The sequence below is a fragment of the Shewanella psychrophila genome (assembly GCF_002005305.1).
Taxonomy (GTDB): domain Bacteria; phylum Pseudomonadota; class Gammaproteobacteria; order Enterobacterales; family Shewanellaceae; genus Shewanella; species Shewanella psychrophila.
Genome location: NZ_CP014782.1, coordinates 1,511,537 through 1,528,880 on the forward strand (window position 1 = coordinate 1,511,537; position 17,344 = coordinate 1,528,880).

Consider the following 17,344-nt stretch of genomic DNA (forward strand, 5'->3'; position numbering starts at 1 on the left):
ACATCAAGTAACAATAATTTTATGCCTTTCCATTTGCTGATTTAATTGATTATTGCTATATTTCATCGGCGGTTGGGGATAATAAGTGAATAAAGTGTTCATAAAACCCTCACCCATAACGCAAGAAGTAGAGACTAAAATATTTTTCATCTGTCGTAAACAACTAATTTACAAGTCGTTTTATGAGTATAAAACCGAAAAAATATGCTAACGACTAAACGGATAGGAAAATCCACATTACAAGGTGGTTTCTCTAAGAAATGCGTCCCAAATTCGAAGATTAATTTTAACTTATCATCAAACGATCTCAATTCGATTTTGGCATTACCGGAAAGTACCGAATAATTTATGGGGTTAGTTGTCGTTTTACAACGAATTCCTTGTTTTTGTAGATATTAGAAAATAAGCCATAAATGGATGCGACACGCAGAGACTGCGTCTAACAGAGATGCGCACCTTGCCTAGACCTAGCCGTGAGGCTCTATTTTAATGCTAGGCCCGTAATGCAACGAAAATAGTCGTTTGGTGACCTCATTTTAGAAGAAATACGTCATCATGAAACGGATGTTAATCAATGCAACTCAATCTGAAGAGTTGCGCGTAGCCCTAGTTGATGGGCAACAGCTATATGATCTAGATATTGAAAGTCCAGGTCACGAGCAAAAGAAAGCCAATATATACAAGGGTAAAATAACCCGTGTAGAGCCCTCTCTTGAAGCGGCATTTGTCGATTATGGTGCAGACCGTCATGGATTCCTGCCCCTCAAAGAAATCGCCAGAGAATACTTCCCTAAAGGTTACTCTTTCCAAGGTCGCCCAAATATTAAAGAGGTGATAAAAGAGGGCCAAGAAGTTATCGTTCAAATTGATAAAGAAGAACGTGGTAATAAAGGTGCCGCGTTAACGACTTTTATCAGTTTAGCAGGCTCATATCTGGTATTAATGCCAAACAACCCTCGCGCCGGTGGTATCTCCCGCCGTATCGAAGGTGATGAGCGCACAGAACTAAAAGCGGCATTATCCGAATTAGAAGTCCCTAATGGTATGGGATTAATAGTACGAACAGCCGGTGTAGGCAAAGACTCAGCAGAACTTGCCTGGGATCTAAAAGTTCTGGAACATCATTGGACAGCAATTAAAGAAGCGTCTGTCGGTCGTCCTGCGCCTTTCCTCATTCATCAAGAAAGTAACGTCATCGTTCGTGCGATTCGCGACTACTTACGTCGTGATGTGGGTGAAGTACTTATCGATCATCCGCGTATTTTCGAAGAAGCGAAACAGCATGTTGCCTTGGTTCGTCCCGATTTTGCAGACAGAATCAAACGTTATGATGCTGAAGTGCCTCTGTTCACTCATTTCCAAATTGAGACACAGATTGAATCTGCATTCCAACGTGAAGTTCGTTTACCATCTGGTGGCTCGATAGTTATCGACCCGACAGAGGCATTAACTTCAATCGATATCAACTCGGCTCGTGCCACTAAAGGCAGTGATATTGAAGAGACTGCATTAAACACCAACCTAGAAGCCGCCGATGAGATTGCTCGCCAATTACGTCTTCGTGATCTGGGTGGTCTTGTGGTTATCGATTTTATCGATATGACTCCCGTACGTCATCAGCGTGAAGTTGAAAACAGAATGCGTGATGCGGTTCACCTCGATAGAGCCCGTGTTCAGCTAGGACGCATTTCTCGCTTTGGCCTAATGGAAATGTCACGACAACGCCTCAGACCTTCACTAGAAGAGTCTGCAGCACATCTATGTCCTCGTTGTCACGGCCAAGGTACCATTCGTGGCACTGAGTCATTAGCACTCTCAATTCTTCGTCTCATGGAAGAAGAAGCGATTAAAGAGAATACCTCTCAAATCGAAGCGATTGTGCCAGTCGATGTCGCGGCTTTCCTACTCAATGAGAAACGAAAAGCCATTCGCATCACAGAACAGCGCCATGATGTAGAAGTCTATGTGATCCCAGATCCAAATATGACGACACCGGATTACCGAGTTTCACGTCATCGCAAAGACGATCAGATAAGCGAGTCTAGTTATAAGTTACTAGAACAGCCTGAGACTAATTTGTATGAGCCTAGAAAGCTTGAGCGCGCAGCAGCACCTGAGCCCGCGTTAAAAGGATTCACGGCGCCAGTAAAAGCACCTGAGCCCAAAGCTAAAGTTCAAGCCGCACCTAAGGCTACTGAAGAACCAGGTTTAATCGCTAAATTCTTCACAGCTCTTGGTGGACTGTTCAAAGCAGAACCTCAGCAAGAGGAACCTAAGAAACAAAACGAATCACGCCCTCAGAATCGTAATAATCGTCGCCCAGCTCGCAAGAATGATTCACGCCGCAACGAAAGTCGTCGTACTCGTGATGATAAAGAGCAATCTGGCGATAAGAGCGAGCGTAGTTCACGTCCTAATCGCAATAAGCGTGCAGATTCAACTGAAGAGCGCTCAAACAGAGATAAAGGCGAGCAAAGCAAGCGCCCATCTCGTCATGAGAGCAAGTCGACTCATGAGAACAAGTCGACTCGAACTCGTCCACAAGATGATGCTACTGATGAAAACCCTAAACAGGAAGTTGCCAGAGAGCGTCGTCAACGTAGAAATATGCGCAGAAAAGTGCGTATAGATAATGAGAAGTCACAAAAACTTGATGAGCAAAACACTGCTGTAGTTTCTGATGAAGTGGTTGTAGAAACGGCTCAGGCTCAGGTTAAAGAAGACAAGCAATCTCGTCCTAAGCGCCAGCCTCGCAAGGCTAAGCCTAGAACAGCAGATAGCCAAGTGAAAGATGATGTTCAAGTTGAAAAAGCAGCTGAGAATGCTACAGCCGAAGTAGAAGCTAGCGCACAAGAAACTCAGCAAGATAGTAAACTTGATGCAGTTCCTCAAGATAGCGTTACAGTTGAAACAGCCTCAACTGAAGCGGGCTCTGCTGAAGCTAAACTTGATGATGCAGATGATAAGCCACGTGAAGGTCAGCGTCGCAGTCGTCGTAGCCCACGCCATCTTCGTGCAGCGGGTCAACGTCGTCGTCGTGAAGAAGATGACGGTGAGAGTGCAACGGATGCAACGCCAGCTTTCATACCTAATGAAACTGAAGTTGAATTCCAGGCGAATCAAGTAGAAGCGATGGCTGAAGCTCAATCGGCACCGACTATACCTGTAGCTCCTGTACAAGCGGAAGCCAAAGTTGAAGCTCAGGTTAGAGTCGAAGCTAAAGCTCAATCGGCAGCTGCTGCACCGACCAAACCTGCAGCTCCGGTTCAAACTGAAGCTCCGGCGAAAGTTAAAGTGAAAGCAGAGGCCCAATCAGCATCTGCAGCGCCGGCTAAGCCAGCGGCTCCAGTTAAAACTGAAACACCAATGAAAGTTGAAGTAAAAGCAGAAGCTCAATCGGCATCTGCAGCGCCGGCTAAGCCAGCGGCTCCAGTTAAAACTGAAACACCAGTGAAAGTTGAAGTAAAAGCAGAAGCTCAATCGGCATCTGCAGCGCCGGCTAAGCCAGCGACTCCAGTTAAAACTGAAACACCGGTGAAAGTTGAAGTAAAGGCTGAAGCTCAATCTGCAGCGGTAGCGCCGACTAAACCTGCGGCTCCAGTTAAAGCTGAAGCACCGATAAAAATTGAAGTGAAAGCGGAAGCTCAATCTGCATCGGCAGCGCCGACCAAACCTGCAGCTCCGGTTCAAACTGAAGCACCTGTGAAAGTTGAAGCTAAGGCTGAAGTTCAATCAGCATCAGTAGCACCGACTAAACCTGCTACTCCAGTTCAAACTGAAGCACCAGTGAAAGTCGAAGCTAAAGCTGAAATTAAAACAGCCACCGCTGCAGCAACTAAACCTGCTACTAAGGTTAAAGTCACAGCACCAGTAGCCGTGGAAGCAGCAAGGGAAGTCATTACAGCGGCGCCGGTCCAAGCTAAACCGGAAACACCTGTAAAAACGGCCATTAAAGCTAAAGGCGCTAGCCGCTTTGGCACTATGGTGAGTTCAGACATGATAGCTCCTATAGTAGAGACCAGAGAAAACGTAGATGTCCCTAAAGGACGTCAATACGAGGCATCGGAATCTTTACAAGCCGATGCTAAGCCGAAAACGGCAAACTCAGCTAACTCTGGAATGGTTCGTCCATAAACTACAATTAAGCTGTTGTATAAAAGCCATGCCTTAGTGCATGGCTTTTTTATTCTCTTACTGCGGTTAATTTGTTAGAATTCGCCGCCGCAACTCATTAAAAACAACAATTTGTTAACAGAGGCTAAATGTTCGATATAATTCGTCACAAAACTGCTAGCAGTAAGGCTGATATACTTTCAGGCTTAACTGTTGCTCTCGCACTGGTACCCGAAGCTGTCGCCTTCGCTTTTGTCGCCGGTGTTGAGCCTATGGTGGGCTTATATGCCGCATTCATCATGGGCCTGATCACCGCACTCATAGGTGGTCGCCCAGGCATGATATCAGGTGCGACAGGTGCTATGGCAGTCGTCATGGTGGCACTGGTTGCTGAGCATGGCGTTCAATACTTGTTTGCCGCTGTCGTCTTAGCCGGACTGATTCAAGTCACATTTGGTTTACTTAAATTAGGTAAATTTATTCGCATCGTGCCCTATCCTGTGATGATAGGTTTTGTGAATGGTCTCGCTATCGTGATTTTCCTCGCCCAGCTGGGGCAATTTAAGGTACCTGACGTCAATGGTGTATTGACTTGGCTACCTCAGGGTCAATTACTCTTGATGTTAGCTCTAGTCGCATTGACCATGGCTATTATTCAATTCTTACCTAAGCTCACCTCCGCAGTGCCCTCTTCGCTCGCAGCCATAGTCACGGTAACAGCGCTAGTGGTCTTCTTTGAGCTTGATACCCGCACAGTATTGGACTTCCTCAAGTCCATGAGCGGTGATGAGAACGCAACGATTGCTGGTAGTCTGCCTAGCTTTTCTATTCCAGCTGTGGCCTTTAATTTCGAAACCCTTTACATCATATTGCCATACTCACTCATTCTGGCTGCGGTAGGTTTGATTGAGTCCTTACTCACGCTCACAGTGATCGATGAGATGACCAACAGCCGCGGTAAAGGTAATAAAGAGTGTATTGGACAAGGCGTAGGTAACATCACCAGCGGTTTCTTCGGTGCCATGGGTGGCTGTGCCATGATTGGTCAGTCGATGATCAATATCAACTCAGGTGGACGCGGTCGTCTGTCTGGTGTTACTGCGGCCCTGACGCTTCTTGGTTTTATCCTGTTCGGTTCGGCCATGATAGAGATGATCCCACTAGCAGCACTTGTCGGCGTGATGTTTATGGTTGTTTTGGGTACATTTGAATGGGCCAGCTTTAAAGTCATGAGTAAAGTCCCTAAACATGATGCCTTCGTCATCATCTTAGTGACCGTCGTCACTGTGTTCACCGACTTGGCATTTGCTGTGTTTGTCGGTGTCATAGTTTCAGCCTTAGTATTTGCCTGGGAACACGCCAAGCACATCAATGTAGAGATAACTGAAGATACTAATGGCTGGAAAGTCTATAAGCTTAACGGGCCTTTGTTCTTCGGCTCTGTGGCTGATTTCTTAGACCTATTCCACAACAATACCGATCCCGATGACGTGATAGTCGACTTCCAGAACTCACGCGTGTGTGATCACTCGGCTCTCGATGCTATTGATACCCTCGCTGAAAGATATGTGGCATCGGGTAAGAAATTACACCTGCGTCACTTGAGCAATGACTGTAAACAGTTACTGCATAAAGCGGGCGACCTTGTTGAAGTTAATCTCATCGAAGATCCTCACTATAAGATTGGCGACGATAAGTTAGATTAATTTTTACTAGCGGATCTAGATCCAAATATGAAAAAGGCGAGCTAAGCTCGCCTTTTTCATGCGCAATTCACACCGTTTTTTATACAGAGTTACTTAAGTTTGTCTGCAAATGCCGCCCTAAACTTTTCGACCTTAGGCCTCACAACCAGCTGACAATAGGCTTGTTCACCGTTTTTCTGGTAATAGTCATTATGGACATTTTCTGCAGCATAAAAAGTGTTGAAAGCGGAGATCTCGGTAACTATCGGCCTAGACCAAACCTTAGCCTGGGTTAGCTCCTCTATCATCTGATTAGCCAGCTGACTCTGCTCTTCATCATGAGCGAAGACTACGGAGCGGTATTGAGGACCGACATCATGACCTTGCTGATTCAAGGTAGTCGGGTCATGACCCTGCCAAAACACGGCCAGTAAATCCTTAAAGCTAATGACTTCTGGGTCAAATTCAATATGAACAACTTCTGCATGGGCTGTCATGCCAGAACAGACGGCGTTATAATTTGCACTCGCCTCATCACCGCCGCAATAACCGGAGCGAACTGAGATAACCCCGCTAAGTTGAGTAAACATAGCTTCGAAACACCAGAAACATCCGCCGCCTAAAGTCGCAAACTGATGCTTGATGAGCCCATCGATTTCAGACTTGGCCTTAAACACCATAGAAACGGAATTAACGCAGTGGCGAGTATTTTTCTCGGTTAGATATTCCCCTTCAAAAACATGCCCCAGATGAGCGTCACACTGAGCGCAGACTATTTCGACTCTATGACCATCAGCAACTCGTTTGACGGCTCCTTGGATCTCATCATCGAAGGCAGGCCAACCACAATGGGCGTTGAATTTATGTTCAGATAAATACAGGGGTGCCTCACAGCGTTTGCACACATAACTCCCTTGGGCATCATGCAAGTGGTACTCCCCACTAAAAGGTCGTTCAGTACCCTTTTCTTCAATCACATGTCGTTCAAAATCGGTGAGTTCACGCATACTTCATACTCTTAATTCATTGTGTAGATTAGACCTGAGTTCTTTATCATCTCTTTCAAATATAAACGACGCAAGATAAACCGTTATTTATTGTCTTCTCTGACAAATTTCTCAAAACTATTTTATCTAAGTTGTTCTCACATATCTCTTTATTTTACAATTATAATTCCCAACAAGTTTCAGCACTTACCTCTACAAAAAACAATGGTGAGGTGATATTTATCACACTTAATTGCCCCTTAGCCTAAGCCTAGATAAACTATCCTTGAGTTTATCAATTATAAAAAGTTAAGAAGACAGAGATGAAATTAGAAACAATCGATTATCAAGCATCCGATAGTGCAGTAAAGTTCGTCCAATCATTGAGAGATACTGGCTTTGGCGTACTGTCTAATCACCCAATCGATAAGGCCTTAGTCGAGAATATTTACACAGAGTGGCAAGCCTTCTTCAACAGTGAAGACAAACATGACTTTCTATTTAAACCTGAGACCCAAGATGGCTTCTTCCCAGCAGAAGTATCAGAAACGGCTAAGGGTCACACGGTTAAAGACATTAAAGAATACTTTCATGTTTATCCCTGGGGACGTATTCCTGAATCCTTAAAAGAGAACATCTTAACTTACTATAAACGTGCAAATGAACTTGCCGAAGAGTTGCTTCAGTGGATAGAAGAGCATTCACCTGAAGATGTTGCAGTAAATTACTCCATTGCATTACCTAAGATGATCGAAGGCAGTCATAAGACTTTGCTGCGTATATTACATTACCCAGGAATGACAGGGGATGAAGAAGTTGGTGCTATCCGCGCCGCAGCTCATGAAGACATCAATCTGATCACCCTGTTACCTGCTGCTAATGAACCAGGTCTTCAGGTTAAAGGCCAAGACGGTGAATGGATTGATGTGCCTTGTGACTTCGGTAACCTGATCATCAATATCGGTGACATGCTCCAAGAAGCGTCCGGTGGCTACTTCCCGTCTACTACCCACAGAGTCATTAATCCCGAGGGCACTGATATGTCTAAGCCTAGAATCTCCTTGCCGCTATTCTTACACCCCAATCCTGAAGTTGTCCTCTCTAGCCGTTATACAGCGGACAGTTATCTTATGGAGCGATTGAGAGAGTTAGGTGTGATTTAATCACCTTCACTTCATCATGATATTAAAAAAGCACCTGAGTGTGCTTTTTTAATGAAATTTTCCCCTAACAAGGTAAAATCCCCACATCAAAACTAATACAGAGCAATAAAATGGCTATTCAGTGGTATCCCGGACATATGCATAAAGCGCGTAAAGAGATCGAAGAGGTCATGCCTCAGGTCGATCTTGTGATCGAGGTACTCGATGCAAGGATCCCATACAGCAGTGAGAACCCTGTCGTTTCAACACTTCGTGGTGACAAGCCCTGTATTAAACTATTAAACAAATCAGACTTAGCCGATCCTGAAGTCACTCAAAGATGGATAGAGTATCTGGAAAGGGAGCAAGGCGTTAAAGCCATGGCTATTACCACCTTAAAAGCGGCTCAAGTGAAGAAAATTCCCGACCTATGCCGTAAATTTGTCCCGAGCCGAGATAAACTCGAAAAAGATATTCGCACCATGATCATGGGGATCCCAAATGTCGGTAAATCCACCATAATCAATACCCTTGCTGGTCGTATGATAGCCAAGACAGGTAATGAACCGGCAGTAACAAAAGTGCAGCAGCGTATCAACTTAAGAAATGGCATCGTCTTGTCTGATACGCCGGGGATTCTCTGGCCTAAAGTCGACAATGAAAAGAGCAGCTATCGCCTGGCCATCACTGGGGCGATTAAAGATACTGCCATGGAATATGAAGATGTCGCCATGTTTGCTGCCGAGTACTTTTTGAAAGCCTATCCCGAAGCGATTGCCGAGCGTTACAAACTTAAAGCGCTCCCCGATACGGATATAGAGTTACTCGAGGCCATAGGCCGTAAAAGAGGCGCACTGCGCCCAGGTGGCCGTATTGACTTGCATAAGGTATCAGAACTCGTCCTTCATGAGTTCCGCTCAGGAAAAATGGGCCAACTTTCATTAGAAACACCTGAAATGGCTGAAATAGAAAAAGCAGAAGTCGCGGTGATAATGGCAGAAAAAGCCGCTAAAGAAGACAAAAGAAAAGAAAATGAAAAACTGAAACTTGCAGGAAAGCGTCATAGGTAATCCGTAGCACTTTCCCTTAGTTTAGAATGGGAGCAAGGCTCCCATTCTAATATCAAACCCACAAATAAAACTGTAAACGCTCAGATTAGTATTATTTTTTTGTGCTAAGTATTCTCTGTATAAGACTATCACAGCTTACTTCCAGCAAATCTAAAACCAATTCGAAGCCATCACCCGTGCCGTAATAGGGATCGGGTACCTCTTGCACCTCACTTTGTTCATCAAAGTCCAGTATCAAGGCCAACTTTGCCTGATACTGTTCTGGACAACGTTCACTTAGATCCGCTAAGTTCTGCTTATCTGCAGCCAGTATCAGATCAAAATTGACAAAATCAGCCTGATTTACCTGCCTCGCCTGCATATTACTGAAATCAAACCCTCTTTTTATACCAGCAGCCACCGAGCGTTTATCGGGAGCTTGGCCCTGATGATGCGCTATCGTCCCTGCCGAATCGATTCTGACATTGAGGTCTTTCTGCCGTGCTTTAAATCTAAACACAGCTTCGGCACTAGGCGAACGGCATATGTTGCCCATACAGACAAAGAGGACGGAGTCGATTGGTTTCATATCAATAAATATCCCTTAAAACAATTAACTCAAACATAGCATTTATCCCTGTGGTGATTAAGATTTTCTTCCTCAAGGAAGGTGACAACAATTGAATCTACATCCACCTCTATTACAGACAGCTCAATTACTCTTAAGACGGACTGTTCTTAATGTTGGGTAATACCGCAATAAAACATGCAATTGAGCCTGCGGATGTGGTAACTGGTGCCTTGTCGACTCACTACTCAAGGGCTCTGGTCCTCAAAAATCGGGCAAATCTGGGGGTTCCTTTCTGGGTAAGGCCTGAATACAGATAGGTCACAGTCGAGCCTATCTCTGGTGGGTGCCTCCTTTCTTCCATGCTAAACCCTGTTCCCAGCTTGAATCTGACTCCCTGCTGGTTTTCAACCAACATTGCCCCCATTACGCCGTCAAGCTTTCCCTTTCCCGCTTGGTAGGCAATGACTCTAGCCTCGGCATCATAATAGGGTTTAAGTTTAATCAGATTCGGGTTTCGACCCGAAACATACAAAGAGCTACGCCTATGCAACATCAGGCCTTCACCGCCAGCAGCCACGACCTCTGTGAACCAAGTCTCGAGCTGATCGTGATCATCTAGCCTCTTTTGCTCTATCAGCGCTAAAAAATCAGAGACTAAATGCAAATCTTTGCTTGCCTCGCGATACCTTTCGATGAAGGAGCCCGGATGAGATGGCAGATCGAACACCATAAACTTGACCTTCTTCCACTGTGCCTCGATAGGTTCTTTTCTTCTTACTAGAGATGACATCTGCTCGAAAGTTCCTCTTCCCATCCAAAGCTCTCCGTCTAAAGGGTAAGTGGGGAAATCAAGAATAAACCAGTTAGGTATAGCGATTAATCGACCGGAACGAGAGCTCATCTGATGGCCATTCCAGAACCCTCTGACACCATCAAGTTTCTCACTGACCAGATAGCCCGATATAGGGCCTTCAATATCTGAGTGAACAGCCAGTTGAGCCCTGCTTTCCATAGGTCTAGACAGGCTAAATTGAGGGTATATGAAAATACTGCAGAAGATAACAATCAGTGCTGAACAGTTAAATATGCGTCTATACATGGAACGCTCCTTCGTCTGGTTTAAGCAGGTAAAATCCATTAACCTGTAGGGATCACTTTATTTATATAGATGGTCTTAAACAAATATCAGTGTAGAACATGAACCAATTTAATTGAAACTGGTCTCAAATATTCCAAGTGATATACTCGGCGAAAATTTAGCTAACATCTTTAGCAATCAGCTTATCAATTTGATAACAACATAAGTATTACCCCTATAAAAATAGGGGGTAAAATCTTAAACGGAAAATTATGAAACCAGAAAATAATCATGGCATAAAGCGAGTTTTTAGAGCTACAGGTTTTTCAATGAAAGGACTTAAGGCTGCCTGGATCCACGAAGCGGCATTCAGACAAGAGCTCATGTTAGCCGTCATCATGCTACCTATCGCAGTGTTAGTGGATATCACGACGCTTGAAAAGCTATTGCTTATCTTTACCCTCTTTATCGTACTTATCGTTGAATTGTTAAACTCTGCCATTGAGGCAGTTGTTGATAGAATAGGCGATGAGATCCATACCCTAAGCGGACAAGCCAAAGATATTGCCTCTGCGGCCGTATTTATGAGCCTAACTTTATGCGGTATAACCTGGGCGGTTATCTTGGGCAGCAGATACCTTTAATTGTCTGCTGTACAGATGTCTCTTTAACAAGGTTCACTCATCAGTATCTATTACAGGATATTGCCAGTTGAGGTGCAGGCTTGTCTTAAGCACCTCACAAACACTTCTAATCTATTCCCTTAATCTTACAGAATATTACTCCTTCTCTTACATCATTATTAGCAGTAGCTTCCACTTATCACATCTTTTTCAGTATCTGACTAATTACAGACACACATAAAATAAACAGAATCAGCACTCTTTTTGGACATTTTTTGATACAAATCATTCACAAATAGACACAGTCTGATACTATAGTATTACTAAATGATTCGAATCGAATAGAATCAAGTACTTATAACTATAATAAATTTTTACGGAGTCGCCTTTGCTCAAAAAATTAGGCATCTTATTTACATGTCTCTTGGCCGCTTGCCAAACATTTGCAGCTGACAATGGTCAGATTTTGCAAGATTCTGCATCTACTATAAGTGATGTAGATAACCAAATTGTGCTCCGGATCGGTGGATTTTACTCCAACTCTAATTCGAGTATGGATGTCACTAATCCCATCTTAGGTCAGGACTTTAAGATCGATTTCGAAAAAGATCTTAAGCTGGAAGAATCACAATTCTTACCTTTCTTTGAGATGTTTTACCACTTCAACGAGCGACACAGCCTGTACATAGACTGGAAGCAGTTACACCGCACAGCCGAAGTGATGGGGATCACCACGCCATTTCAAGTCAATCTCGAAGATAACATTTACGACATAAAAGCCGGTGCCAAGCTTAAAACCACATTAAATATGGATATCGCCAGATTAGGATACGGCTATAACTTTTACCAAGGTAATAGCTATAACCTTGGCTTGTCCGTGGGCCTGCATACCATGTTTATCAAAACAGGCTTTGAAGGTGATATCGGTGCCTGCATTGAACAAGACCTTGCTATCAAGTGTGATAGCCAGCCACTCAACAGGGCCATAGATGAGAGTGTAACCGCTCCTCTTCCCGATATTGGCCTTTATGGTGACTATGAGTTTAGTCCGGGATTCAGGTTCACCGCTCACGCACAATACTTCTATATCAAGCTTGACGATCTCAAGGGCAGTCTAGTCGACATACGTGCAGGTGTCGAAGCTGAGATCACAGAAAACTGGCACATGACAGCGGCGTTTAACTATTATGAAGTTGATGTCGATTACAGCCAAAAGACAAGTGTCGGTGATATTCATGTGGCCGATTACAACCTCTATTATAGCTTCATAGGTCCCATGCTTTCGGTGAGTTATCGTTTTTAGCCATCAAAAACACCGGCAAACTCATCATGGCTTGCTGGTGTTTTTACTTTATTCTTTTAATGATTAATAGTTCAAACTCACAACGCTAAACAATCTAATAACAACCAGTCGCTAACACACTGATATTCCAACCTAAATAGGTGGAAAAACCTCAAAAAATAATGTTTAAATATCCCCTTACTGATACCATTGAAACTTCCTTAATCAATGTCTACATTCAAATAGAATAGACAGGTAAGATGTATAAACTAACTCGCTTACTCACCACTATCGCACTAACAGCAAGTCTAAGCTGGCTTGCCCCTTCAGCTTATGCTGTCGACTCCTTTTTCGATGTCTTCTTTGATATAGAGGTAACCTCTTCACCTTCTTCGCCACTGGATTCAGATAAGGGACGTATTCTAACTTTTATAGACTAGCAAGCAAAAAGGCTAAAATAGGGAGCGATAATACTTCCTATTTTAGTGCTATTGATTCTGGCATTAACCATAAAACTGATAACAAACAACAATCGCCGCTATGATCCCCGCCAAATCTGCCGTTAAGCCACAGAACAATGCATGCCGTCCGTTACGTATGCCTACGGCACCAAAATACACAGCTAATACATAGAAGGTCGTTTCGGTACTGCCTTGAAATATTGCCGCCAATCGGCCAGCAAAGGAGTCTGCACCATGGTGATCCATGGTTTCTAGCATCATGGCTCTGGCACCTGAGCCGCTAAATGGCTTCATTATCGCGGTAGGTAAGGCATCAACAAAACGTGTGTCTCCACCAATCACAGAGACAATGACAGAGATTAGATGCAGCAGATAATCCAATGCTCCAGAGGCCCGTAATAAGGCTATGGCCAGTAACATGGCCAACAGATAAGGAATCAACTTTATCGATTGAGCAAAGCCTTCTTTGGCACCTTCGATAAATTCATCATACACGGCGACTTTGCGCATGCCGGCGACCAAGATAAAGCTAAAGACCAAAATCAATAAGATACCATTACCCATGGCCGTGGATAAAATCCCTATCGCCGAAGTCGTCAAGGTGCCCAAATAGAACACCAAGGCTGTTATAGAGCCAAAAATCAAGGCTCCGTAGCCCATAACGACGGCATTGAGTAAGGATAGGCGCTGAAACAGCGCAACCACAAGCACTCCGGCAATGGTCGAAGCCGAGGTCGCCAGTAAAATGGGCAAAAAGATATCGGCTGGCGCCTCAGCACCTTGTTGGGCACGATATAGAAACACAGTGACAGGCACTAAGGTCACTGATGAGGTATTCAATACCAGAAATAGGATCTGGGCGTTTGTCGCCACGGTTTTATTTGGGTTTAAGGTTTGTAAATCCTGCATCGCCTTCAAGCCTAAAGGCGTTGCAGCATTATCTAATCCGAGCACATTGGCGGTGAGATTCATAGTCACACTACCATAAGCCGGATGACCTCTTGGCACTTCCGGCATCAGCCGAGATAGGAGAGGCTCAAATATCCTAGCGAACACGCTGACAACCCCCGCTTTCTCCCCAACACGCATCAGCCCCATCCACAATGAGAGTACACCGATAAGACCAAGCGCAATTTCAGCCGCCAGCTTGGCGCTGCTAAATAGAGCCGCTACCGATGCCGATAACACTTCAACATTTCCATTGAATAACTGAATACAGATGGCAAACAATGCGGTGGCAAAAAAGAAATACCAAATTCGATTTAACACAAAACTTCCTTAACGAGGCGAAGGTAAAATAATCATCTGGAATGCTCAATTAGCAATCCATGTTTTTAAATTAACAAATCTTGAACTTAACCTGAACTCAAGCCAGTCGGCTCTATGGTATAATCACGCAAATTTTAGCTCGTCACTATGCTTTAAATTAGCATATGGCTTTGTACATGGTTCCAAAATGGCCCTTCTAAATCAAGACTTTATCGATAGCATAACCCAAGATATGCCACCTCACCTCTCTATAGATGACTTCATTCAATACAGTAACCGTCCATTGAGAGCTTCGATCCGCGTCAACACGCTAAAAATATCATCGGCCAATTTTATTGAACTCATGAAGCCTAAAGGTTGGAGACTCGAACCTATTCCATGGTGTACAGATGGCTTCTGGATATCTCTCGACAGTGAAATCCAATTAGGCAACACAGTAGAACACCTTCAAGGTCTATTTTACATTCAGGAAGCCAGTTCAATGTTGCCACCAACGGCGCTATTTTCACAGCTAAATGAAGCAGATAATGCCACAATTCTCGATATGGCTTCGGCACCAGGGTCTAAAACGACACAAATAGCCGCCTTAATGAACAACTCAGGCTTGCTTATCGCTAATGAATATTCTTCTAGCCGGGTAAAAGTTTTACATGCTAACGTTCAGCGTATGGGAGTCAGTAATACTGCCCTCACTCATTTCGATGCTCGGGTTTTTGGTGAATACCTCTATAATACATTCGATGCTATCTTGCTCGACGCCCCCTGCAGCGGCGAAGGCACCATACGAAAAGACCCTTCAGCATTAAAGAATTGGAGCCTAGAATCTAGCCAGTCGATTGTTGCAACACAGAAGGCCCTTATTGAGTCTGCTTTTCTGGCGTTAAAAAACGGCGGAACTCTGGTGTATTCGACCTGTGCACTCAGTCGATTTGAGAACCAAGCCGTTTGTGAACATTTAAGAACTTTGTACCCCGATGCTGTCGAGTTTGAATCCCTCTCTGATTTGTTTATGGATGCAGATAAGGCCTGTACAGAAGAAGGTTTCTTGCATGTCTGGCCTCAAATCTATGACAGTGAAGGCTTCTTCGTCGCAAAAATAAGAAAAACAGCAGACATAGATAGGCAAGTTGCCGAGCCCAAAAAGCAAACAAACTTCCCCTTCACATCGGTATCCACTAAAACAGATACAGAGTTGAGGGCATACTTTAAACATACCTTTGCCATTGAGCTGCCAACCCAAAGCCAGATAATGGTGAGGGAGCAAGAGTATTGGTTGTTTCCTGAAAAAATGCAGAACTTGATCGGCCGAATGCGTTTTCAACGGATAGGAATGAAAATAGCCGACGCCCTTAAGCATGGTCTAAAGGCACAACATCAGGCAATACTGGCATTTGGTGCTGGGGCCAACATGGTTGAGCTATCGCAAGCACAGGCAACCGAATATCTAATGGGACGGGATATTCCTCTCGAAGCTGGACTTAAACCACAAGGTGAAGTGATCGTTAGCTACCACAACAGTCCGTTAGGGCTAGCGAAACATCTTGGTAAACGATTGAAGAACAGCTTACCCAGAGAATTAGTCAGGGACAAGATAGTGGATTCTGATGCAAGTAAAGCCCAATGACACATTTACTTACAAAGGTGTATTAATAATATTGCATATAGCCGCTGCAAGCCGATTCTGTCGACTACACTCATAGCCAGAGAGTTAATTCCTAGTGAGGATCTCAACAGTAGCGCACGGCTCTTTAATTAGAGCCATTCCCCTGGACCCAGAACAATCGGAATAGTTTTGGGTCTTTTTTTGCCTAAAATTCGAGCTTAACGTCCGGCTAACTTAGCCGCATCGGTGAACAAATTAAAAAAGTTCTCTGAGGTGTATTGGGCCAGCTCTTCATAAGACTCCCCTCTCAACTCGGCGATAAACTCGGCAACGTCACGTACGAAGGCGGGTTGATTTTCCTTGCCTCTATGGGGGACTGGAGCCAGATAAGGGGAGTCAGTTTCAACTAATAGCCTATCCTTAGGCACTTTTCTCATCACTGTGCGTAAATCCCCAGCATTCTTAAAGGTTGCAATGCCCGAGACTGAGATATAGAACCCCAGATCTATAGCCGCTTTAGCCATTTCCCAATTTTCAGTGAAACAATGTAACACGCCGCCTACCTTGTCGGCATGGCCATTTCTTAAGAAATTTAGCGTGTCTTCTCTGGCATCTCGGGTATGTATGATTAACGGTTTGTTGACTTGCACAGCGAGTTCGATTTGCTGTTCAAAACATTGCTGCTGCAGTGCTTTAGTTTCATTGGCATAAAAGTAGTCCAGTCCAGTCTCGCCGATTGCGACAACCTTAGGCTCCTTCACAAACTCATTGAGCTCTGTAGTATCTAGCCCCTCTTGCACGTCCAAGGGGTGCACACCGGCAGAGAGGAACACTTGATCAAACTCCGCCATTCTATCCCGCATGGAAATAAAACCTTGTTGACGCACATTCACACACAAGAAGTAATCTACGTCCCTAGCTTTGGCATCACTGATGATCTGTTTGAGTGATTGTTGGTCGGGGGCGGCTTTTAAACGGTCGAGATGACAATGAGAATCGATGAGCACGTGAATTTCCAGCAGAGTTAAGGATTTTAAAAGAAGTAACAGAATACAGAGCTAGGCGACAAGGGTCAAATCTGCCCCCTTCATGGGTCATAGATTAAAAAGGTACAGTTGAAAAAAGCTAAAGGATGAAAGCAGCAGAAATTACATGGTACAGGTCAAATCTCCAGAGGAGAGTTCACGCGCTAAGAGGGTTTCTATATGTTGTTTATGGAGTTCTGCATCGGACAAGATCTTGATGCCAATTCCTGCCGGACGACCACCAGATGCACCAAGAGGATTGATCCAAACCACCACGCCTTGAAACTCATGCTTATTGACCGAACCAGGGAGTTGGTAGGCTATAGTTAACTCTTGCCCTAAATAATGACTTTCACTGGTCGCAATAAATAGACCTGCCGGCTGAATAAACGGCATATATGCACGATAAAGCTGATGTAAGGTATCAAAATTAACAACTAGGTCTATCATAAAACAG

Annotated in this window: 14 protein-coding genes; 8 read left to right on the top strand and 6 right to left on the bottom strand. The window is 44.2% G+C overall.

What is annotated here, in order from left to right; all coding sequences use genetic code 11:
• Positions 1–555 precede the first annotated feature (555 nt).
• Both rne and sps_RS06765 read left to right on the top strand, forming a co-directional pair.
• Positions 556–4,134, top strand: coding sequence for a ribonuclease E (gene rne / locus sps_RS06760; RefSeq protein ID WP_077751838.1), 3,579 nt, complete (start codon positions 556–558; stop codon positions 4,132–4,134).
• A 128-nt stretch (positions 4,135–4,262) separates the two neighbouring features.
• Positions 4,263–5,819, top strand: a complete 1,557-nt coding sequence (locus sps_RS06765; RefSeq protein ID WP_077751839.1) for a SulP family inorganic anion transporter — start codon at positions 4,263–4,265, stop codon at positions 5,817–5,819.
• Positions 5,820–5,908: 89 nt separating this feature from the next.
• On the opposite strand, the gene sps_RS06770 is transcribed toward sps_RS06765, so the two are convergent.
• On the bottom strand, positions 5,909–6,805 hold the full coding sequence (locus tag sps_RS06770) for a bifunctional methionine sulfoxide reductase B/A protein (protein WP_077751840.1): 897 nt from the start codon (positions 6,803–6,805) through the stop codon (positions 5,909–5,911).
• A 302-nt stretch (positions 6,806–7,107) separates the two neighbouring features.
• On the opposite strand from sps_RS06770, the gene sps_RS06775 reads away from it, so the two are divergent.
• Positions 7,108–7,947, top strand: a complete 840-nt coding sequence (locus tag sps_RS06775) for an isopenicillin N synthase family dioxygenase (RefSeq protein WP_077751841.1) — start codon at positions 7,108–7,110, stop codon at positions 7,945–7,947.
• A gap of 110 nt (positions 7,948–8,057) precedes the next feature.
• On the top strand, positions 8,058–8,996 hold the full coding sequence (gene ylqF, locus sps_RS06780) for a ribosome biogenesis GTPase YlqF (RefSeq protein WP_077751842.1): 939 nt from the start codon (positions 8,058–8,060) through the stop codon (positions 8,994–8,996).
• A gap of 91 nt (positions 8,997–9,087) precedes the next feature.
• Here ylqF and sps_RS06785 read toward each other — a convergent pair whose 3' ends face one another.
• Both sps_RS06785 and sps_RS06790 read right to left on the bottom strand, forming a co-directional pair.
• Complete coding sequence (locus tag sps_RS06785) at positions 9,088–9,564, bottom strand: low molecular weight protein-tyrosine-phosphatase (protein ID WP_077751843.1); 477 nt, start codon at positions 9,562–9,564, stop codon at positions 9,088–9,090.
• Positions 9,565–9,787: 223 nt separating this feature from the next.
• Positions 9,788–10,645, bottom strand: a complete 858-nt coding sequence (locus sps_RS06790; protein ID WP_077751844.1) for a DNA ligase — start codon at positions 10,643–10,645, stop codon at positions 9,788–9,790.
• A 251-nt stretch (positions 10,646–10,896) separates the two neighbouring features.
• On the opposite strand from sps_RS06790, the gene sps_RS06795 reads away from it, so the two are divergent.
• The 3 genes from sps_RS06795 (at position 10,897) to sps_RS06805 (ending at position 12,969) form a co-directional block, all read left to right on the top strand.
• Complete coding sequence (locus sps_RS06795; RefSeq protein ID WP_077751845.1) at positions 10,897–11,268, top strand: diacylglycerol kinase; 372 nt, start codon at positions 10,897–10,899, stop codon at positions 11,266–11,268.
• A gap of 403 nt (positions 11,269–11,671) precedes the next feature.
• A complete protein-coding gene (locus sps_RS06800; protein WP_149027391.1) occupies positions 11,672–12,550 on the top strand; it encodes a DUF481 domain-containing protein in 879 nt (292 codons plus the stop codon).
• Between the two features lie 239 nt (positions 12,551–12,789).
• Positions 12,790–12,969 (top strand): hypothetical protein, encoded by a 180-nt coding sequence (locus tag sps_RS06805; RefSeq protein WP_077751846.1) that lies wholly within the window; start codon positions 12,790–12,792, stop codon positions 12,967–12,969.
• A 63-nt stretch (positions 12,970–13,032) separates the two neighbouring features.
• Here the strand turns inward: sps_RS06805 and sps_RS06810 are convergent, their stop codons facing one another.
• Positions 13,033–14,259, bottom strand: a complete 1,227-nt coding sequence (locus sps_RS06810) for a nucleoside recognition domain-containing protein (RefSeq protein ID WP_077751847.1) — start codon at positions 14,257–14,259, stop codon at positions 13,033–13,035.
• A gap of 187 nt (positions 14,260–14,446) precedes the next feature.
• Between sps_RS06810 and rsmF the strand changes: the two genes are divergently transcribed.
• Entirely contained in the window at positions 14,447–15,883 is a 1,437-nt protein-coding gene (gene rsmF, locus sps_RS06815; protein ID WP_077751848.1) for a 16S rRNA (cytosine(1407)-C(5))-methyltransferase RsmF, read from the top strand.
• Positions 15,884–16,080: 197 nt separating this feature from the next.
• Here the strand turns inward: rsmF and sps_RS06820 are convergent, their stop codons facing one another.
• Positions 16,081–16,869 carry a TatD family hydrolase gene (locus tag sps_RS06820; protein WP_077751849.1) on the bottom strand — a complete coding sequence of 263 codons (789 nt, stop codon included), beginning with the start codon at positions 16,867–16,869 and terminating at the stop codon, positions 16,081–16,083.
• A gap of 141 nt (positions 16,870–17,010) precedes the next feature.
• Positions 17,011–17,337, bottom strand: a complete 327-nt coding sequence (locus sps_RS06825; protein WP_077751850.1) for a PilZ domain-containing protein — start codon at positions 17,335–17,337, stop codon at positions 17,011–17,013.
• Positions 17,338–17,344: the final 7 nt, after the last annotated feature.